The organism is Nocardioides luteus, from assembly GCF_000960475.2.
GTDB classification, from domain to species: Bacteria; Actinomycetota; Actinomycetes; order Propionibacteriales; family Nocardioidaceae; genus Nocardioides; species Nocardioides luteus_A.
In genome coordinates, this window is record NZ_JZDQ02000004.1 from 62,115 (window position 1) to 78,931 (window position 16,817).

23 protein-coding genes are annotated in these 16,817 nt (G+C 69.6%); 8 read left to right on the forward strand and 15 right to left on the reverse strand.

Features of this window, described 5'->3' with window-relative positions; genetic code table 11:
- Positions 1 to 41 precede the first annotated feature (41 nt).
- The gene (locus UG56_RS03530) at positions 42 to 971 is read left to right on the forward strand and encodes an EamA family transporter (protein ID WP_045551714.1); all 930 of its coding nucleotides are present in this window, start codon (positions 42 to 44) and stop codon (positions 969 to 971) included.
- A 13-nt stretch (positions 972 to 984) separates the two neighbouring features.
- On the opposite strand, the gene UG56_RS03535 is transcribed toward UG56_RS03530, so the two are convergent.
- Together UG56_RS03535 and UG56_RS03540 are read right to left on the reverse strand one after the other, a co-directional pair.
- A complete protein-coding gene (locus tag UG56_RS03535) occupies positions 985 to 1,497 on the reverse strand; it encodes a putative immunity protein (RefSeq protein WP_071326856.1) in 513 nt (170 codons plus the stop codon).
- The gene (locus tag UG56_RS03540; RefSeq protein WP_045550806.1) at positions 1,494 to 1,883 is read right to left on the reverse strand and encodes an MmcQ/YjbR family DNA-binding protein; all 390 of its coding nucleotides are present in this window, start codon (positions 1,881 to 1,883) and stop codon (positions 1,494 to 1,496) included. Before UG56_RS03540 ends, UG56_RS03535 begins: the two co-directional genes overlap by 4 nt.
- A 182-nt stretch (positions 1,884 to 2,065) precedes the next feature.
- On the opposite strand from UG56_RS03540, the gene UG56_RS03545 reads away from it, so the two are divergent.
- From UG56_RS03545 to UG56_RS03555, 3 genes are all read left to right on the forward strand, one after another.
- Positions 2,066 to 2,995, forward strand: a complete 930-nt coding sequence (locus UG56_RS03545; protein WP_045550792.1) for a zinc metalloprotease — start codon at positions 2,066 to 2,068, stop codon at positions 2,993 to 2,995.
- Between the two features lie 105 nt (positions 2,996 to 3,100).
- Positions 3,101 to 3,730, forward strand: a complete 630-nt coding sequence (locus UG56_RS03550) for a GyrI-like domain-containing protein (RefSeq protein WP_045550793.1) — start codon at positions 3,101 to 3,103, stop codon at positions 3,728 to 3,730.
- Positions 3,731 to 3,817: 87 nt separating this feature from the next.
- Positions 3,818 to 5,158, forward strand: a complete 1,341-nt coding sequence (locus tag UG56_RS03555) for a lipase family protein (protein ID WP_045550794.1) — start codon at positions 3,818 to 3,820, stop codon at positions 5,156 to 5,158.
- On the opposite strand, the gene ddaH is transcribed toward UG56_RS03555, so the two are convergent.
- The 5 genes from ddaH to UG56_RS03575 form a co-directional block, all read right to left on the reverse strand.
- On the reverse strand, positions 5,149 to 5,919 hold the full coding sequence (gene ddaH, locus UG56_RS03560) for a dimethylargininase (RefSeq protein WP_045550795.1): 771 nt from the start codon (positions 5,917 to 5,919) through the stop codon (positions 5,149 to 5,151). The two genes, UG56_RS03555 and ddaH, sit on opposite strands and share 10 nt — an antisense overlap.
- 14 nt (positions 5,920 to 5,933) lie before the next feature.
- On the reverse strand, positions 5,934 to 6,428 hold the full coding sequence (locus tag UG56_RS03565; RefSeq protein WP_045550796.1) for a GNAT family N-acetyltransferase: 495 nt from the start codon (positions 6,426 to 6,428) through the stop codon (positions 5,934 to 5,936).
- A 64-nt stretch (positions 6,429 to 6,492) separates the two neighbouring features.
- Complete coding sequence (locus UG56_RS29095) at positions 6,493 to 6,678, reverse strand: hypothetical protein (RefSeq protein ID WP_371264372.1); 186 nt, start codon at positions 6,676 to 6,678, stop codon at positions 6,493 to 6,495.
- Positions 6,594 to 6,863, reverse strand: coding sequence for a DUF5615 family PIN-like protein (locus UG56_RS29100; protein ID WP_177191413.1), 270 nt, complete (start codon positions 6,861 to 6,863; stop codon positions 6,594 to 6,596). Before UG56_RS29100 ends, UG56_RS29095 begins: the two co-directional genes overlap by 85 nt.
- On the reverse strand, positions 6,860 to 7,090 hold the full coding sequence (locus tag UG56_RS03575) for a DUF433 domain-containing protein (protein ID WP_045550797.1): 231 nt from the start codon (positions 7,088 to 7,090) through the stop codon (positions 6,860 to 6,862). Before UG56_RS03575 ends, UG56_RS29100 begins: the two co-directional genes overlap by 4 nt.
- A 60-nt stretch (positions 7,091 to 7,150) precedes the next feature.
- Here UG56_RS03575 and UG56_RS03580 point away from each other — a divergent pair, with 60 nt between their 5' ends.
- Positions 7,151 to 7,777 carry a class I SAM-dependent methyltransferase gene (locus UG56_RS03580; RefSeq protein ID WP_045550798.1) on the forward strand — a complete coding sequence of 209 codons (627 nt, stop codon included), beginning with the start codon at positions 7,151 to 7,153 and terminating at the stop codon, positions 7,775 to 7,777.
- On the opposite strand, the gene UG56_RS03585 is transcribed toward UG56_RS03580, so the two are convergent.
- The 6 genes from UG56_RS03585 to UG56_RS03610 form a co-directional block, all read right to left on the reverse strand.
- Entirely contained in the window at positions 7,778 to 8,260 is a 483-nt protein-coding gene (locus UG56_RS03585; RefSeq protein ID WP_045550799.1) for a GNAT family N-acetyltransferase, read from the reverse strand.
- A 21-nt stretch (positions 8,261 to 8,281) separates the two neighbouring features.
- Complete coding sequence (locus tag UG56_RS03590) at positions 8,282 to 8,752, reverse strand: VOC family protein (RefSeq protein ID WP_045550800.1); 471 nt, start codon at positions 8,750 to 8,752, stop codon at positions 8,282 to 8,284.
- A 39-nt stretch (positions 8,753 to 8,791) separates the two neighbouring features.
- Positions 8,792 to 9,289 carry a DUF6069 family protein gene (locus tag UG56_RS03595; protein WP_052693990.1) on the reverse strand — a complete coding sequence of 166 codons (498 nt, stop codon included), beginning with the start codon at positions 9,287 to 9,289 and terminating at the stop codon, positions 8,792 to 8,794.
- A 112-nt stretch (positions 9,290 to 9,401) separates the two neighbouring features.
- Complete coding sequence (locus tag UG56_RS03600) at positions 9,402 to 11,774, reverse strand: ATP-binding cassette domain-containing protein (protein ID WP_045550801.1); 2,373 nt, start codon at positions 11,772 to 11,774, stop codon at positions 9,402 to 9,404.
- Between the two features lie 49 nt (positions 11,775 to 11,823).
- The gene (locus UG56_RS03605) at positions 11,824 to 12,246 is read right to left on the reverse strand and encodes a VOC family protein (protein ID WP_045550802.1); all 423 of its coding nucleotides are present in this window, start codon (positions 12,244 to 12,246) and stop codon (positions 11,824 to 11,826) included.
- A 5-nt stretch (positions 12,247 to 12,251) separates the two neighbouring features.
- Entirely contained in the window at positions 12,252 to 12,713 is a 462-nt protein-coding gene (locus UG56_RS03610; RefSeq protein ID WP_045550803.1) for a helix-turn-helix transcriptional regulator, read from the reverse strand.
- A gap of 112 nt (positions 12,714 to 12,825) precedes the next feature.
- Here UG56_RS03610 and UG56_RS28215 point away from each other — a divergent pair, with 112 nt between their 5' ends.
- A complete protein-coding gene (locus UG56_RS28215) occupies positions 12,826 to 12,996 on the forward strand; it encodes a hypothetical protein (RefSeq protein ID WP_177191414.1) in 171 nt (56 codons plus the stop codon).
- A 10-nt stretch (positions 12,997 to 13,006) separates the two neighbouring features.
- Here the strand turns inward: UG56_RS28215 and UG56_RS03615 are convergent, their stop codons facing one another.
- Both UG56_RS03615 and UG56_RS03620 read right to left on the reverse strand, forming a co-directional pair.
- A complete protein-coding gene (locus UG56_RS03615) occupies positions 13,007 to 13,678 on the reverse strand; it encodes a response regulator (RefSeq protein WP_045550804.1) in 672 nt (223 codons plus the stop codon).
- A complete protein-coding gene (locus UG56_RS03620; protein ID WP_071326857.1) occupies positions 13,675 to 14,859 on the reverse strand; it encodes a sensor histidine kinase in 1,185 nt (394 codons plus the stop codon). Before UG56_RS03620 ends, UG56_RS03615 begins: the two co-directional genes overlap by 4 nt.
- A gap of 132 nt (positions 14,860 to 14,991) precedes the next feature.
- On the opposite strand from UG56_RS03620, the gene UG56_RS03625 reads away from it, so the two are divergent.
- On the forward strand, positions 14,992 to 15,900 hold the full coding sequence (locus UG56_RS03625) for an ABC transporter ATP-binding protein (RefSeq protein ID WP_045551243.1): 909 nt from the start codon (positions 14,992 to 14,994) through the stop codon (positions 15,898 to 15,900).
- Positions 15,897 to 16,742 carry an ABC transporter permease gene (locus tag UG56_RS03630; protein ID WP_045551242.1) on the forward strand — a complete coding sequence of 282 codons (846 nt, stop codon included), beginning with the start codon at positions 15,897 to 15,899 and terminating at the stop codon, positions 16,740 to 16,742. The genes UG56_RS03625 and UG56_RS03630 overlap by 4 nt, the downstream gene beginning before the upstream one ends.
- Positions 16,743 to 16,817 lie beyond the last annotated feature (75 nt).

Genomic DNA, 16,817 nt, shown 5'->3' on the forward strand with positions numbered 1-16,817 from the left:
GTCACGTGGACGCGAACGGATTCCGTGGGTTCACTGGACGCATGACCACCTCACACTCCGCCCGCGACGGTGCCTCCATGGCGATGACCTCCATGCTCTGCGTACAGCTGGGCCTCGCGGTGTCGGTGGGTCTGATCGACGAGCTCGGTCCGGCGGGGGTGGCCTGGTTGCGTCTGTTCTGGGCGGGCATCCTTCTCCTGGTCCTCGTCCGGCCGCGCCCTGCGGCATTCAGCCGGGAGACGCTGCTGTGCGGCGTCGCGCTCGGTGCGGTCACGGCCGGCCTGACGCTGCTGTTCATGGCCGCCCTGGCCCGGCTCCCGCTCGGCACCGCCGCTGCGCTGGAGTTCCTCGGGCCGCTGGGGGTGGCCGTGGTCCGGACCCGCGGCACCGCACGTGCGTGGGCACTCGTGGCCGCCGGCGGCGTCCTGTGCCTGACCCAACCCTGGAACGGCGCGGTGGACGCGCTCGGTGTCGCGTTCGCGCTGAGCGCGGCCGCCTGCTGGGCGTCCTACATCCTGTTGACCCAGCGGGTCGGCGATGCGGTCAGCGGCATCGGCGGACTGGCGATCTCCATGCCGGTCGCGGCCGTGGTCGCCACTGTCGCGGTCGGACCCGGCATCGTGGAACGGCTCACGCCCGAGCTCCTGCTCGCCGGCCTGGGTCTGGCTCTGCTGGTGCCGGTGGTGCCCTTCGCCCTGGAGATGATGGCGCTGCGTCGCCTCACCGCCGGGGCCTTCGGGACGCTCATGGCGCTCGAGCCGGCGTTGGCGCTGGTGATCGGGTTCGTCGCCCTCCACCAGGTGCCGAATCTCGTCGCCGTGCTCGGGGTCGGGCTCGTGGTCGCGGCCGGAGTGGGCGCCGAACGTGCCGGCGGGCGCACCCCGGACGTCGAAGCCGGCACTCCCCCGGCTCAGCGTCCCCTGGACGCGCACGTGCTGCAGGCGCCCGCGTCCGAGCTCTCCAGCTGTTAGCGGGCTCGGTCGGTCATTCGAAGACCGACCAGCAGATGTCGTTGCGGATCCGCTGGTCGTCGAGGACGAGCTCGCGGACGGCGTCCGGGAGCTGCTCCCGCTGCCAGCGGCACTCCCGGCGCCCGGCCTCGATCGCCTCGCCGGGAGGGACGGCGTCGCGTACGGCCTTGATGGCGTACGCAGCCGCCCCCAGGTCGTGGGCGGCGACATGGGCGACCACGCCGGCCTGACCGGCGGCGTAGGCGGCGTTGCGGGCGGCCCCGCGCAACGGCCGGGCCGCGCCCATCGCATGGCCGCCGAGGGCGCGGGCCTCCATCATCTTCAGCTCGCCACGGGTCCAGGCGCGGGCCGCCTCGATGGCCTCCCGCGGACGCGGGTCGCCGGGGCACTCGGACTCGAAGAGGTGGAGGACGTGCTCGGCACAGGTCGCCGCCCACAGCGCGAGCAGGTGGTGGTCGGCGTCGGTGAGCGTTCCGCCACGGCGGACCGTGATCAGGCGCGGGTCGCGCTCCTTGGCCAGGATCATCGCTCTCCTCGGTTCATCGGGTGGTCGGGTCCGGGGCCGCCGGGATGGGTGAGGTCGTAGGCGGCCGAGACCTTCTTCGGTACGCACAGGCGCCAGGCGTCCACGACGAACTCGCACGCCTCGATCGGGTCGAGCTCGCCCAGGGACGACTCGACCCAGTTGAACCGCATCTCGGACTCCCGGGGCAGGTGGAATTTCTCGGGTGCGCCGGCGACCAGCGCGGCCCGTTCCTCCTTCGGGAAGCCGAAACCCATCTCGGTCTCGTCCAGGGAGAAGGCGACGTAGACGATCGAGCCGACCCGGAACTTCAGTCGGCCGCGTACGAATACTTCGTAGGACCTTTCGAGGCTGGAGGCGAGCCACCGGACATCTTCCACGGTTGCCATGCTCCGGAGCGTACCCATGTCTCGACGGTGCCGGCGTCCGTTACGGATCAGTTAAATCCCTCCGGTGAGAGACAAATCTGCGAACGTTACATTCCCGTGCAACGAAATTTGGTGTTGAGTCAGCGTTCGAAATCCGGGCCCCAGACCCCGTGGGCCCGGACTGAGTGAGAGGACCTCATCACATGACGTTGAATCGTTCAGCTCGCATCGCAGCCACGGCGATCAGCCTGGCGCTCGGTGCCGCCTCGGTGGCGATGACCGCCGTCCCGGCAGCGGCGTGGGCACCCGAGTCGAAGGCCGCCTGTATCGAGCCGACCGGCCAGGACGAGGCCGACGCCGCCCGAGGTGGCTCCGGCGGGGACCACCGCGACATCTCCGCGGCGGAGCAGAAGCGGATCGAGGCCCGCACCGCGGCGATCCTGGCCAAGAAGGGCAGCAACGCGCGCACGGCGGCCACCGTTCCGGTCTACATCCACAAGATGCTCGGCACGGACGGTTCCGGCGACGTGACCCAGGCGCAGATCGACGCGCAGATCGCCGAGCTCAACCAGGACTTCGCGGGTCAGGAGCTGGCCGGCACGGCTGCGGACACCGGTTTCACCTTCACGCTCGCCGGCGTCGACGCCTACTACAACAACACCTGGCACAAGGACCGTCAGTCGACGACCTACCGGACCAAGACCCGTCTGGGCGGCAAGAACGCGCTCAACATCTGGCTGGTCGACTTCAGCTACCTCGGCATCGCGACCTTCCCGTGGGACTACGCGAGCAACCCGGGCATCGACGGTATCCGCGTGCAGTACAGCTCGCTTCCCGGCGGCTCGGCGACCAACTACAACGACGGCAAGACCGCGACCCACGAGGCCGGTCACTGGTTCGGGCTCTACCACACCTTCCAGGGTGGCTGCACCGAGACCAACGACGAGGTCGCGGACACCCCGGCCCAGGCCAGCTCGACCTCGGGCTGCCCCGCCGGCCGTGACTCCTGCAGCCTGCCCGGCCTCGACCCGATCCACAACTACATGGACTACAGCTACGACAGCTGCTACAACCAGTTCACCCTGGGTCAGAGCACCCGGATGGACCAGATGTGGGCGGCGTACCGCGCCTGATCCTCGGGCCTGATCGTCGGGCCTGATCATCACCGCTGCTCGTCCGGCGCGTCCTTCGTGGCTCGCCGGGCGAGCAGCTGCCATGTCCGGGGGCATCATGTCTCCATGGCGGCGAAGACGGACCTGAAGAAGACGCTCGACGGCTATCGGGCGCGGCGAGGTGAGTTCCGGGTGCTCGAGCTGCCGCCACTCCCCTACCTGATGGTCGACGGACACGGCGATCCCAACGCCCAGGAGTACGCGGACGCGCTCGCGGCGCTCTACCCGGTGGCGTACAGGCTGAAGTTCGCCAGCAAGAAGGACGGCCGCGACTACGTGGTGCCGCCGCTGGAGGCGCTGTGGTGGGCGGAGGACATGGACGCGTTCACAACGGCGCGAGACAAGTCGAGGTGGGACTGGACAGCGATGATCATGACACCGGACTGGATCACCGCGGCGATGGTCGACGCGGCGATCGAGGACGTGGCCGCCAAGGACCGCCCGGCCAGCCTGGACAAGGTCCGCTGGGAGACGCTGAGCGAAGGCACCTGCGTGCAGACCCTCCACCTCGGCCCGTACGACGACGAGGGCCCGGTCCTCGAGGAGATGCACGAGCGGTTCATCCCCGAGCACCGGCTGCGGATGACCGGGAAGCACCACGAGGTCTATCTCGGGGACCCGCGGCGGGTCGAACCGGCGAAGCTGCGCACGATCCTGCGCCAGCCGGTGGTTCGCATTTCGGTGAACGAATGTTGACCGAAACCCTTGTCGACGTGACTGCGCTCACATTACTCTTCAGTAACTCGGGACGAAGCGGTCCCGCTTACGTGAGGAGAGTCCCCCATGTCTCAGCACGCACCAAAGATGCTCGTGGCCACCGCCCTGGCCGTCGCCGCGGTCACTCCGGCCGCCCTGGTCGCCCCGGCCGCAGCCGCTGACAGCGGCACCACCGTCGTCTCCCGCGGGGTCGAGATCCCGGAGTTCTACAACCCGCCGGCGACGCTTCCGGCGGGCGACGGTGAGCTGGTACGCACCGAACCCCTCCCCCTCGGCGCCGGACTCTCGATCCCGGGGATCGGCTCGCTCCCGGGCACCGCGACCCGGGTCATGTACAAGACGACCGACAACAACGGCGCCCCGGCAGCCGTGACCGGCGCCTACATCGAGCCGTTCGCGGCCTGGGGCGGCGCCGGCGACCGGCCGCTCGTGGTCGTCGCCCCCGGCACCATGGGACAGGGCGACCAGTGCTCGGCGTCGCTGGGGCTGGAGCGTCCGATCCTCTTCAACGGCAGGACCGTCTCCGTCGGCTACGAGGACATCGGGATCTACCGGCTCCTGGCGCGTGGCGTGGCCGTGATGGTGACCGACTACGTCGGCCTCGGCACCACCGACCGGCTGCACACCTATGTCGACCGGGTCGACGGCGGCCACGCCGTCCTCGACGCCGCCCGCGCAGCCCGCGGTGTTCCCGACGCATCGGTGACCAGCGGGTCGCGGGTGGCGCTCTACGGCTACAGCCAGGGCGGCGGCGCGACCGGGTCGGCTTCCGAGCTCGCCGCGGAGTATGCACCCGACGTCAACCTCGTCGGCGCCTATGTCGGCGCACCGCCGGCCGATCTGCGCGCGACGGCGGAGGGCATCGACGGGTCCGCCCTGGTGGCGGCGCTCGGCTGGACCATCAACGGTCTCGCGCAGTCCCACCCGGCGCTGCAGCCGATCCTCGACGAGAACCTCAACGCCAAGGGGAAGGCGGCGCTCGAGGACCTGTCGACGGCGTGCGTCGCCGACGGCATCGCGAGCTACCCGTTCCAGCGGAGCAGCAGCTGGACCACGACCGGCGAGAGCCTCGATGACATCATCGAGCGCGAGCCCACCGTGCAGGCGATCATGGCCGAGCAGAAGCTCGGGAAACAGGCTCCGCGGATCCCGGTACGTCTCGCCACCGGCACCCAGGACGACATCGTCCCGCACCGGCAGGCCCGTCAGCTCGCCGTCGACTGGTGCGACCGGGGTGCCAAGGTGACTTACCAGGCGGTCGTGCTGCCCAACCTCGGTGACGGGCTGATCACCAACCACGTCACCCCGCTCCTCGCCGACCAGACCGCCGCGATCAGCTGGATCACCGATCGGGTCGGCGGTGCCGCGGCCGGGTCGAACTGCTCGACGCTGCCGCTTCAGCACTGAGCGGCGCGTAGCCGCACGGACAGGCAGGTCACGCAGCCTTCGAGCTTCTCGAACTCGGAGATGTCGACCGCGACGACCGTGTAGCCACGTTCCTCGAAGATGGCTCTGGTCAGCGGCGCCGAGGCGGCCATCAGCAGCGTGTCGTCGTCGAGGACGACGACGTGGGAGCCCGATTCCTCCGGGACCGGCAGGAACCGGGCTCCCCACACGCCCGGGTCGTCGACGAGCGGCTCGTGGCCGATGACGGTGCCGTCGGGCAGCGCCGTGACGGCCGACTTGAGGTGGAGGACCTTGGAGACCGGGACGGCGACGACGTCTGCGCCCAGCGGGCCGAGCAACGCCCGGAGCTGGGCGATGCCGTCGGCGTTCGTACGCCCGCCCTCCCCCACCCACACGGTGTCACCGTGCTTGAGCACGTCGCCGCCGTCGAGCGTGCCGGGCGCCTCGATGTGGGCGATCCGGTATCCCCGCGCCCGGACGGCATCCTCGGCCGCGGCGGTCTCCGGCCGCCGCTCCAGCGCGCCCGGGCGGCTGATCACGGCCAGGTCCCCGAAGACCACCATCGTGTCCTCGACGAAGACCGAGTCCGGGCAGTCGTCGGCGGGATCGACCTCGTGGGTCGTCCAGCCGGCGGAGCGCATCGCGGCGACGTACGCCTCCCACTGGGCGTTGGCGAGGTCGACGTCGACCGGGCTCCGCTCGATGTGGGTGACGAGGCCGTCGGCGAGGCGCGGCGAGGGGCGGCGTACGAGAGCGTGCATGGGGTGAAGTATCCCTAGCCGATCCAGAACCGGAGCTCGCTGCCCAGCTGTTCGTCGGGTACGCCGCCGTTCTTCTCGATCACCCGCCGGGACGCGTCGTTGTCGGGGGCGCACGTCAGCAGGGCACGCGAGATGCCGCGCTCGCGGGCCTTCTCGAGGCCGAGGCCGAGCATGCGGCTGGCGTGGCCCTGGCGCCGCCACGGGGCGACGACGTGGTAGCCGATGTGCCCGCCTTCGACGGAGAGCTCGGGCGTCAGCGTGTGCCGCACGACGAGGGTGCCGAGATAGTGCTCGCCGGAGACGTACCAGAAGACCGTCGACATCACCTGCCAGCGCTCCTTGTCGTGGTCCCGGGCGGCGACGAAGGCGTCGAAGTCGTCGCTGGCCGGCCCGAGCCAGTCGGTGTCGGTGCCGCGGAGCAGGCAGTCGGCCTGCTCGCCGGTGAGATAGGAGGTGCGTACGGCCGTCGTCGGCCGGATCAGGCGAGGCGGTTCGTTCAGGGTGATCATCGCGGGTCAGGCAATCACACGGCCTGCTCCGGACGCACCGGGTTTTGGCGGGCCGTGCGCGGTATCACCCGATGGGCAAACGCCTGATTCTCATGGTCTCGTCGCCGAAGACAACGACAGCGCCGGCCAGGAGATCCTCCTCGACATCGTCGAGGTTGTCGATGATCACACGGGCAATCTCGTGGACACGTCGGCCGACGAGGCGCCGGATGAGGACGAAGGAGGGTGACGCTGCGTGGGTCCGCGCCAAGAGCGTGCCGAAATCGGTGTCCGCCGAGACCAAGACGCGCTCACCGCGCGGACTGCAAGATCGAGTACGTCCGGGTCCAACGTTCCGGCAAGTCCGAGCTGTCGAACGTGTGTGACGTCATGCCCTCCCGCTATGAGCAGCGGCACCAACTTCTCGGAGAGGTTCTCGTCGAGAAGGAGCCTCATGCGCTCGGACGTAGAGGCAGTTCCCGCTCACGCACGGCCTCGGCCGCGTAGCGGAGGGCCGCGGCGATATCTTCGGCGACGAGATCAGGGAGGTCATCGATGATCTCTTCTGTGGTCATGCCGTCCGCGACCATTGCGACAACCGTCGCCACGGGAATGCGCATGCCCCTGATCGTCGGGACGCCGCCCATCCGATCCGGGTGCACTGTAATTCGCTCGAACGTCACGTTCAGAGGTTACCTCTCAGTTGCGCACTTCGGCGCGAAGTATGTGCGTAGTTTGGACCTATGAGCGAGCACGAAGGACGCGAGATGTTCGAGCCGGAGTCGTGGGAGGAGCGCTATGCCGGCGAGGAGAAGGTCTGGAGCGGCAACCCGAACGCGCAGCTCATCGCCGAGATCGGGGCCCTGACGCCAGGGACGGCACTCGATGTCGGCTGCGGTGAGGGTGGCGACGTCATCTGGCTCGCCCAGCAGGGCTGGACGGTGACCGGGGCCGACTTCTCGGCCAACGGGCTGGCCCGGGCACGGCGGCACGCCGAGGAGGCCGGGGTGGCGGATCGCACGTCCTGGTGGCAGGTCGACGCCCGCACCTTCGACGCCGAGGGCCGGGAGTTCGACCTGGTCACGTGCCATTTTCTGCACACGCCCGACGGGAGCATGGTCGACGTCGCCGGCCGGCTCGCCACCGCGGTCGCGCCCGGCGGCCACCTCCTGGTCGTCGGCCACGCACCCTCGGAGGTCTTCGCGCGCCACAGCCACCACAACGCGATGTTCCTCGCCTCCGACCTGCTCCCCGGGCTGCCGGACGGGTTCGAGCCGCTCGTCGTCGAGCAGCGGCCCCGGCTGACCATCCGCGACGGCGTCCCGGTCGAGATCGACGACTCGACGCTGCTCGCGCGACGTACGTCCTGACTAGGCGCGGACCATCCGGCGGTGGAGGCCGAGGGGCTCGGCCTTGGTCTCCCCGTCGAAGCTGAATCCCTGGCGCTCGTAGAACGCGGTCGCGCGCTGGTTGCCGTCGAGAACCCACAGGTACGCCGCCGAGGACCCGATCGCCTTCTCGAACAGCCGGTGACCGAGGCCGGTGCCGTACCTCTCCGCGCGGACGTAGAGGGCGGAGAGCTCCAGCGGCGGTAGGCCGGGATCGGTGTCCCGGCCCGGTCCGGCCCTCGCGAAGCCGAGCAGCCGTCCCGGCACGTCGTCCTCGGCGACCAGCGTCGAGAACGGGCCGGTCCCGAGGTTCGTGCGCCACCGGTCGACCCTCGCGGCACGCTCGGCGCGCCGTTCGGCGAAGATCGCGTCCGGCATCAGGCCGGCGTACGCCTCCTCCCACACGTCGAGGTGGAGATCGGTCAACGCTTCGGCGTCATCGACGACGGCCGCTCGGATCAGCATGGCGCGAGGATAGGGAGAACCTCAGTCGAGGCACCACTCGTTTCCCTCGGGGTCCTGCATGACGATGAAGCCGTTGCTCATCGGCGGGTCGGGCTCGAAGCGGCGGACCCGGGTGGCGCCGAGGGCGACGACCCGCTCGCACTCGGCCTCCAGCGCTGCCATCCGCTCCTCGCCCTGCAGCCCCGGAGCGGCCCGGACGTCGAGGTGGACACGGTTCTTCGCGGTCTTCGACTCCGGCACGCGCTGGAAGAAGACGCGCGGACCGGTGCCGGCGGGATCCTCGATCGCCGAGGCGTTGTTGCGCTGGTCCTCCGGCACCCCGACACGAGCGAGGAACTCGTCCCAGGCGTCCAGCGGGTCGCTGCCCTCGGGAACCTCGACTCCCGGCGGACCGGGGTGGACGTAGCCGAGCACGTCACGCCAGAACGTGGAGAGGGCGCGGGGGTCGTGTGCGTCGAAGGTGACCTGGAAGGTGCGGGTCTCGTGAGCCATGGCCCCACCCTGACACCGATTCAGGACAGTCGGCGTCCGCTATCGACGAGTCGGCTGTCGACGGTGGGTGGGAACGTGCAGCCCGAGGCCGCGACGCTCCTCCAGCCGTACGGCGATCATCGGCACCACGATCGAGGCAGCGACGAGGTGGGTCAGGCAGAGCACGCCGACGAAGGTCAGGTCGAACTCGAAGAACGGCAGCACGTCGGGGACCAGGGACAGCCCGGTCAGCACGATCATGGTGATCTGGAAGGTCGAGCGCGGCATCGTCGCCACCCGGATGATCACCTCGGCGATGATGATCCCGATCACCGAGCAGTAGACGGTGAGCATCGGGAACGCCGAGATCGGTACGTCACCCACGCTGCTCCCGAAGTCGACGCCCGCCACCTTGGCGATCACGGCCATGAGCGTCGTGACGACCGCGGCGATGGCCGTGGCCACCAGCCCGCGCGGCCACACCGGCGTGGGACGCTCCCGGTCCGGGGTAGCCTCCACCGCCTTGGTCTGCCTGTGCTCGGGGAGGTAGAGGGTCATCAGGTGCTCCTTGATTGATACTGCAACCAAATCACACTAAGCGTGACCCTCTACCACGACCGCATCCAGATGCGCGCAAACAGGCGTGATTCGCGCCACCTGCGCGTCGGTGTCACGCCCCGACGTACGTCGCCAGGTGCTCGCCGGTGAGCGTCGACTTCTTCGCGACGAGCTCGGCGGGCGTACCTTCGAAGACGACCAGGCCGCCGTCGTGACCGGCGCCCGGGCCGAGGTCGATGATCCAGTCGGCGTGAGCCATGACGGCCTGATGGTGCTCGATCACGATGACCGACTTGCCGGCGTCGACCAGCTTGTCCAGCAGCGCGAGCAGGTTGTCCACGTCGGCGAGGTGGAGGCCGGTGGTCGGCTCGTCGAGGACGTACGTCCCGCCCTTCTCCCCCAGGTGCATGGCCAGCTTGATCCGCTGCCGCTCACCACCGGAGAGGGTGTTGAGGGGCTGGCCGAGCTTGAGGTAGCCGAGGCCGACGTCGGTCATCCGCTCCAGGATCTTGGCGGCCGGGGGCACCTTCGACTCGCCCGTGGAGAAGAACTCGTGCGCCTGGGCGACCGAGAGGTCGAGCACCTCGGCGATGTTGAGCCCACCGAGACGGTATTCCAGCACCAGCGCCTGGAACCGCTTGCCGCCGCAGTCCTCGCAGGGCGAGGCGACGGTCTCCATGAACCCGAGCTCGGTGTAGATCATCCCGTTGCCCTTGCAGGTCGGGCAGGCACCCTCGGAGTTGGCCGAGAAGAGCGCCGGCTTGACCCCGTTGGCCTTCGCGAACGCCTTGCGGATCGGCTCGAGCAGACCGGTGTAGGTCGCCGGGTTGCTCCGCCGCGACCCCTTGATCGCGCTCTGGTCGACGAACTCGACGTCCTCGCTCGCGGGGATGGAGCCGTGGATCAGGGACGACTTGCCCGAGCCGGCGACGCCGGTGACGACCGTCAGCACGCCGAGGGGGATGTCGACGTCGACGTTGCGCAGGTTGTGGGAGGTCGCCCCACGGATCTCCAGCTTCCCCTTCGGTGTGCGGACGGTCTCCTTGAGCGAGGCCCGGTGGCCGAGGTGGCGCCCGGTGAGGGTGTCGGCCTCCGCGAGCCCCTCGAAGGTGCCTTCGAAGCAGATCGTGCCGCCGTCGCTTCCGGCGCCGGGACCGAGGTCGACGACGTGGTCGGCGATCGCGATCGTCTCCGGCTTGTGCTCGACGACCAGGACGGTGTTGCCCTTGTCGCGCAGGTCGAGGAGCAGCTTGTTCATCCGCTGGATGTCGTGCGGGTGCAGCCCGACCGTCGGCTCGTCGAAGACGTAGGTCACGTCGGTCAGTGCCGAGCCGAGGTGACGGACCATCTTCGTACGCTGCGCCTCACCGCCGCTCAGGGTCCCCGAGGGCCGGTCGAGGGAGAGATAGCCCAGGCCGATCTCGACGAACGAGTCGAACAGGTGCAGCAGGCCGGCGACCAGCGGCGCCACGCCCGGGTCGTCGATGCTCCGCAGCCACTCCGCCGCATCGGTGACCTGCATCGCGCACACGTCGGCGATCGACTTGCCGCGGATCTTCGAGGAGAGGGCGGACTCGTTGAGCCGGGTGCCACCACAGGCCGGGCACGGCTTGAAGACGGCCGCCGCCTCCACGAACTTCTTGATGTGCGGCTGCAGCGCCTCGACGTCCTTGCTGAACATCGACTTGCGGATCTTCGGGATCAGGCCCTCGTAGGTCGCGTTGATGCCCTCGAGCTTGATCTTGCGCGGCTCGGCGTAGAGCAGGTCGTGGCGCTGCTCCTCGGTGAGGTCCTTGATGGGTACGTCCGCAGGCACGACCACCTTGAACGCAGCCACCATCCACCCGTCGGCGGTGTAGCCGGGCACCAGGATCGCCCCGTCGACCAGGGACTTCGACTCGTCGATGATCACCGCGAGGTCGAGGTCGGAGATCGTCCCGCGGCCCTCGCACTCGGCACACATGCCACCGAGATAGACGGCGTCCTTGACGATCTTCTTCTCGCCGTTGGGGCCCGTCATCACGCCCGACGCCCGGGTGGTGGGGATGTTGAAGGAGAACGCGGTCGGCCCGCCGATGAACGGCTCCCCCAGCCGGCTGAACAACGAGCGCAGCATCGCGTGGGCGTCGGTGACCGTGCCCAGCGTCGAGCGCGGGTTGGCGCCGAGCCGCTCCTGGTCGACCAGGATGGCGGTGGTCAGCCCCTCCATCGCATCGACCTCGGGTCGCGGCAGGCTCGGCATGAAACCCTGGATGAAGGTCGAGTAGGTCTCGTCGATCAGCCGTCGCGACTCGGCCGCGATCGTCCCGAAGACCAGCGACGACTTCCCGGATCCCGACACGCCGGTGAACACCGAGAGCCGGCGCTTGGGGATCTCGACCGAGATGTCCTTGAGGTTGTTCTGCCGGGCCCCCTGGACCCGGATCACGTCGTGCGTGTCTGCGCTGTGCTCGCTGTTGTGCTCGTTCGAGCCGGGGTCGGTCATGGCGATCAGGCTAGTCGGAGGCGTGAATCCAGGCCTGCACATTCGTGACTCACTTGATCTGCTGGAGACGGATCGTGTTGCCGGCCGGGTCGCGGAAGGAGCAGTCCCGCATGCCCCAGTCCTGATCGGTCGGCTCCGACATGATCTCGCCGCCGGCGGCATCGATGCCGGCCTGGATCTTCTCGAAGGCGGCGTCGACGTCCGGCGAGGAGAGCATGAGGCTGGCGAAGGTTCCCTTGGCCATCATCTCGAGGATGGTCCGGCCCTCGTCCTCGCTGATGTTGGGGTCGGCGAGCGGCGGGTAGAGCACGACGCTCACAGCGGGCTGGGAGGGCGGTCCGATGGTGAGCCAGCGCATCGCCTCGTACCCGACGTCCTTCCTCACCTCGAATCCCAGCAGGTCGCGGTAGAACCTCAGCGACGCCTCGGGGTCGGTGTGCGGAAGGTAGCTGTGGCAGATGTTGATGTCCATGGACCTCAACCTATGTAGGGATCCGGCACCTTCGCTTCTCGATTTCTGACCGGTCTGGTGACCTGTTTCGAGACGCAGGGCGGGATGCCGGCCCCACCGCTCGTCGCCTTGTCGCGGTAGACGCTCGGCGACATCCCGACGAGCTCGCTGAACCGCGTGGAGAACGTCCCGAGCGAGCCGAAACCGACCGCGAAGCAGATGTCGGTGACGCTGAGGTCCCCGCGCCGCAGCAGGGTCATCGCCCGCTCCACCCGGCGGGTCATCAGGTAGGAGTAGGGCGGCTCGCCATAGGCCTTGCGGAACTCCCTGCTCAGGTGACCGGCAGACATGTGTACGCCGCTGGCCAGCGCCTCCACGTCCAGCGGCTGGGCGTACTCGCGGTCGATCCGGTCCTTGACCTTCCGCAGCAGCTTCAGGTCGCGCAACCGCTGCTCCTGGCTCTGCGCGCCACCGGGTCTGGTCGTCACCCTCCGATCCTCCCATTTGATGAATCTGCCGCGTGTCGAAGTAAAGATGTCGAAATCGGGCGCGCACACTCGTGGAGTAGGTGAAGGCACAGAACACGGATAGGAGAAAGTCATGTGGGACACAGCTCAGGACACCGAGAACACCAACGTACACAGCTTCCCGATGTCGCACTTCCTGCCGTGCCCGCGCTGCGGCCACGAAGTGCACACCTACCTCGCGTGCAGCGACACCTGCCCCTGCGCCCCCGTGATCATGCCCGGCAGCGTCTCGCTCGCCGCCTGATCCAGCCCGGTCAGATCTTGAGGCCCGACTCGATTGCGAAGACGACCAGCTGGGCGCGGTCACGGGCATGCAGCTTCACCATCGCGCGCGAGACGTGGGTGCGGACGGTGTCCGGGCTGACCACGAGCTCGGCGGCGATCTCGGCGTTGGAGCGGCCGGTCGCCACCCAGGCGACCATCTCCCGCTCACGCTCGGTCAGGTCACCGAGCCGCGGATGCGGGTTGGCGGCCCGGCGGGAGGAGCCGAACTCCTCGATCACCCGCCTGGTCACCGTCGGCGCGAGCAGCGAGCCGCCGTCGGCGACGACGCGGATCGCATCCAGCAGCGCGACCGGCTCGGCGTCCTTGAGCAGGAAGCCGCTCGCACCCAGCCGGAGCGCCTCGAAGACGTACTCGTCGAGCTCGAAGGTCGTCAGCATCACCACCCGTACGTCCTTCAGGGAGGCGTCGCGAGTGACCTGCTCCAGCATCCCGAGCCCGTCGAGGACCGGCATCCGGATGTCGCAGAGCACGACGTCGGGGTGGGTGCGGCGCAGCATCGGCAGCGCGGCACTGCCGTCGGCGGCCTCGCCGACGACCTCCAGATCGGGCTCGGCGCCGATCATCGTCGCCAGGCCCATGCGTACCAGGGGCTGGTCATCGACCAGAGCGACGCTGATCTTCCCCGGATCAACACTGCTCATGCCAGCCCCTCCGCGCCACCCGCCGAGGACCCAGAAAGCGGGATGGAAGCCCGCAGCCGGAAGCCCCGTACCTCCGGCCCCGCCTCTAGGGTGCCCCCAAGTGCCTCCACGCGCGACCGCATTCCCACAATTCCCATCCCAGGACGCCTTTCTTTGCCCGGGATGTCCGATCCCCGCCCGTCGTCGCGCACCGTCACGACCATCTCAGCTCCGGACGAGGCGACGACCGAGACCTCGGCTCGCGACGCACCGGCATGCCGCAGCACGTTGGTGAGCCCCTCCTGGACCACCGCGTAGGCAGCCCGCTCGGCCTCCGCCGGCGCCGAGGTCACCTCGAGTCGGAGCGAGACGTCCAGACCGCCGGAGCGCACCCGCTCGACCAGGGCGGGCAGGTCGGCGAGCCCGTGCTCCGGCGCCCGTGGCGCCGACCCGGCGGGGGCGTCCGTGTCGGTCAGCCGGGCCAGCTGGCGGCGGAGCAGGTCCAGGGACTCCTTGCTCTCGGCACGGATGGCCTCCAGGTTGCGGCGGGCCGCCTCGGGGTCCCGGTCGAGCACGTGCAGCGCGGCGCCGGCCTGCATCGCGATCACTGCCAGCCCGTGCCCGACGCCGTCGTGCAGGTCGGTGGCCATCCGGACCCGCTCGTCGCTGACCGCACGGCGCTGCCGCTGGGCGCGGGCCTCGTTGCGCGAGCGCAGCGCGGTGGCGATCGCACCGCTCGCGGCGATGAGCGCCACCTGCCCGAAGGCCTGCCACGTCGAGATGTCACCCTCGAGTCCCGCTCCCGAGCGCCACGGCCTGGCTGCGGGACCACCGTCGAATCGTGGCCCGTCCGGGTTCAGCAAGATCCCGGCAACCACCAGCACGGCAGCCAGGAGAGCCCACCCGACCCAACGTCGCGGGGGCGAGGACAGCGCCACCGCGAAAGTGACCGCGGGGAGCGCCATGAAGATGGGACCCTCGGAGTATCCCGCAGCGAAGTAGCCGCCGACGCAGAGTCCGCTCGCGGCGAGCATCCAGGCCCGCGGCCGGGTCAGCAGCACCGGGAGCACCGCGGCGAGAGCGAGCAGCGCGCCCAGCGCGGCCGGCCCCCGGGTGTCGGCGCGGGCGTTGCTGCCCAGCGAGCCGACCAGCTCCACCACGACGACGAGCCACGGCAGCCAGTGGCGATGGATCCGGGACATGGACACACCGTAGTTCGCGCGGGCGCCCGAGACGTACGACAGACATGGCCGACGGCCTACGCAGATCTGCGTAACCCGGAGCCTCCGCGACGCCGACGCCAGCCCAGGGGTGGTCACGAGAGCGTGGGAGGCATGAACGAACTCGTGGTTGAGACCGACGGGCTGACCAAGCGGTACGGCGACAGGCTCGCCGTCGACCGGGTCAGCATGACCGTCGAGCGCGGCGAGGTGTACGGCTTCCTCGGCCCCAACGGGGCCGGCAAGACGACCACCTTGCGGATGATGCTCGGCCTGATCCGGCCCACGGCCGGCTCGGCCCGCATCCTGGGGCAGCCCGCCGGGCGCCCCGACGTCACCGCACGAATCGGGGCCCTGATCGAGGGTCCCGGCTTCTACCCCTACCTGAGCGGGCGCGACAACCTGCGTACGCTCGCCCGCTACCGCCGCCTGCCCGACACCGAGCTGGACCGGGTGCTGGAGCTGGTCGACCTCACCGACCGCGCGAAGGACGCCTTCAAGGGCTACTCGCTCGGAATGAAGCAGCGCCTCGGCGTCGCCGCCGCGATGCTCGGCTCCCCCGACCTGCTCGTGCTCGACGAGCCGACCAACGGGCTCGACCCGGCCGGCATGGCCGACATGCGCGCCCTGGTCGTCTCCCTGGCAGAGGCCGGCCAGACGGTGATCCTCTCCAGCCACATCCTGGCCGAGGTGCAGGAGATCTGTGACCGCGTCGGCGTCATCAGCAACGGCCGTCTGCTGCGCGAGTCGACCGTCGCCGAGCTGCGCGGCGGAGCCACGCTTCGCCTCCGGGCGACCCCTGAGGACGCCGCCCTGGCCATTGTCATGCGGTCGGCCGGCGAGGACGGCGTACGCCGCCTCGGCGACGGCGCACTCGAGATCGGTCTGCCTGCCACCGCCGCTCCCCGGCTCGTCAAGGAGCTGGTCGGCGCCGGGGTCGACGTCCACGAGGTCACCGCTGCGGAGCGGTCCCTCGAGGACGTGTTCTTCGAGATGACCAGCACGAAGGAGCTCGTGTCATGAACGCACTGATCAACAGCACCAGCGCCGAGCTGCTGCGCCTGCGCAAGTGGTCGGCGACCTGGGTCGTCGTGGGCGCCTGGATGGCGCTGGCCCTCGCTTTCGGCTATGTCTTCAACTACGTCGCGTACGTCTCGGGAGAGGAGAACTTCACCAGCGACGGCGGCACCCGCGCGGGCCTGCTCGCCCAGATGCTCCCGCCGGCCCTGCCGGACATCCTGGTCCAGGGGCTGCCGATGTTCGGCGGCGCGCTCGCCATGGTGATCGGCGCGCTGGCCGCCGGCAACGGCTTCGGCTGGGGCACCTGGAAGACGGTCTTCACCCAGGGTCCGTCACGGCTGGCGACCGTCGGTGGCTCGCTGCTCGCGGTGACCCTCATCGTCGTGGCGATGATCACCGCGACCCTCGTCCTCTACCTCGGCGTCTCGTCCCTGATCGCCGTCACCGAGGGCCACGAGATCGCGATGCCCTCGCTGGAGGCGGTCGCCAAGGCGTACGGCACCGGGTTCCTGGTCCTGGAGATGTGGGCCGTGCTGGGGTTCCTGGTCGGCGTGATCGCCAAGGGGCCCTCCATCGCGGTCGGCCTGGGGCTGGTCTGGGCGTTGGTCGTCGAGAACCTGCTGCGCGGCGTCGGCGGGCTGATCTCCGCGGTCGAGACCTTCACCCACGTGCTCCCCGGCACCGCCGGCGGGTCGCTGGTCGGTGCGCTGGTCGGCGACCAGTCCGGGACTCCGGGCGTCGTCACCACGATCGGAGGCGAGCAGGCGCTGATCACCGTCGCCGCGTACGTCCTGGTCGCGGTGGTCGCCGCGGTGGTCCTGATGAGGCGGCGGGACCTGGCCTGACCTCGGGAAACATCGCTCTAGCACACGCCGGGACGGGTCCGTGACACGTCTCGGCGTGTGACCGACAATCGGGAT

What these genes read in the sequence shown, in the direction of transcription:
- UG56_RS03530 (WP_045551714.1), top strand. Translation starts at nt 42, where the DNA reads ATGACCACCTCACACTCCGCCCGCGACGGTGCCTCCATGGCGATGACC.
- UG56_RS03535 (WP_071326856.1), bottom strand. Translation starts at nt 1,497, where the DNA reads ATGATCCTGGCCAAGGAGCGCGACCCGCGCCTGATCACGGTCCGCCGT.
- UG56_RS03540 (WP_045550806.1), bottom strand. Translation starts at nt 1,883, where the DNA reads ATGGCAACCGTGGAAGATGTCCGGTGGCTCGCCTCCAGCCTCGAAAGG.
- UG56_RS03545 (WP_045550792.1), top strand. Translation starts at nt 2,066, where the DNA reads ATGACGTTGAATCGTTCAGCTCGCATCGCAGCCACGGCGATCAGCCTG.
- UG56_RS03550 (WP_045550793.1), top strand. Translation starts at nt 3,101, where the DNA reads ATGGCGGCGAAGACGGACCTGAAGAAGACGCTCGACGGCTATCGGGCG.
- UG56_RS03555 (WP_045550794.1), top strand. Translation starts at nt 3,818, where the DNA reads ATGTCTCAGCACGCACCAAAGATGCTCGTGGCCACCGCCCTGGCCGTC.
- ddaH (WP_045550795.1), bottom strand. Translation starts at nt 5,919, where the DNA reads ATGCACGCTCTCGTACGCCGCCCCTCGCCGCGCCTCGCCGACGGCCTC.
- UG56_RS03565 (WP_045550796.1), bottom strand. Translation starts at nt 6,428, where the DNA reads ATGATCACCCTGAACGAACCGCCTCGCCTGATCCGGCCGACGACGGCC.
- UG56_RS29100 (WP_177191413.1), bottom strand. Translation starts at nt 6,863, where the DNA reads ATGAGGCTCCTTCTCGACGAGAACCTCTCCGAGAAGTTGGTGCCGCTG.
- UG56_RS03580 (WP_045550798.1), top strand. Translation starts at nt 7,151, where the DNA reads ATGAGCGAGCACGAAGGACGCGAGATGTTCGAGCCGGAGTCGTGGGAG.
- UG56_RS03585 (WP_045550799.1), bottom strand. Translation starts at nt 8,260, where the DNA reads ATGCTGATCCGAGCGGCCGTCGTCGATGACGCCGAAGCGTTGACCGAT.
- UG56_RS03590 (WP_045550800.1), bottom strand. Translation starts at nt 8,752, where the DNA reads ATGGCTCACGAGACCCGCACCTTCCAGGTCACCTTCGACGCACACGAC.
- UG56_RS03595 (WP_052693990.1), bottom strand. Translation starts at nt 9,289, where the DNA reads ATGACCCTCTACCTCCCCGAGCACAGGCAGACCAAGGCGGTGGAGGCT.
- UG56_RS03600 (WP_045550801.1), bottom strand. Translation starts at nt 11,774, where the DNA reads ATGACCGACCCCGGCTCGAACGAGCACAACAGCGAGCACAGCGCAGAC.
- UG56_RS03605 (WP_045550802.1), bottom strand. Translation starts at nt 12,246, where the DNA reads ATGGACATCAACATCTGCCACAGCTACCTTCCGCACACCGACCCCGAG.
- UG56_RS28215 (WP_177191414.1), top strand. Translation starts at nt 12,826, where the DNA reads ATGTGGGACACAGCTCAGGACACCGAGAACACCAACGTACACAGCTTC.
- UG56_RS03615 (WP_045550804.1), bottom strand. Translation starts at nt 13,678, where the DNA reads ATGAGCAGTGTTGATCCGGGGAAGATCAGCGTCGCTCTGGTCGATGAC.
- UG56_RS03620 (WP_071326857.1), bottom strand. Translation starts at nt 14,859, where the DNA reads ATGTCCCGGATCCATCGCCACTGGCTGCCGTGGCTCGTCGTCGTGGTG.
- UG56_RS03625 (WP_045551243.1), top strand. Translation starts at nt 14,992, where the DNA reads ATGAACGAACTCGTGGTTGAGACCGACGGGCTGACCAAGCGGTACGGC.
- UG56_RS03630 (WP_045551242.1), top strand. Translation starts at nt 15,897, where the DNA reads ATGAACGCACTGATCAACAGCACCAGCGCCGAGCTGCTGCGCCTGCGC.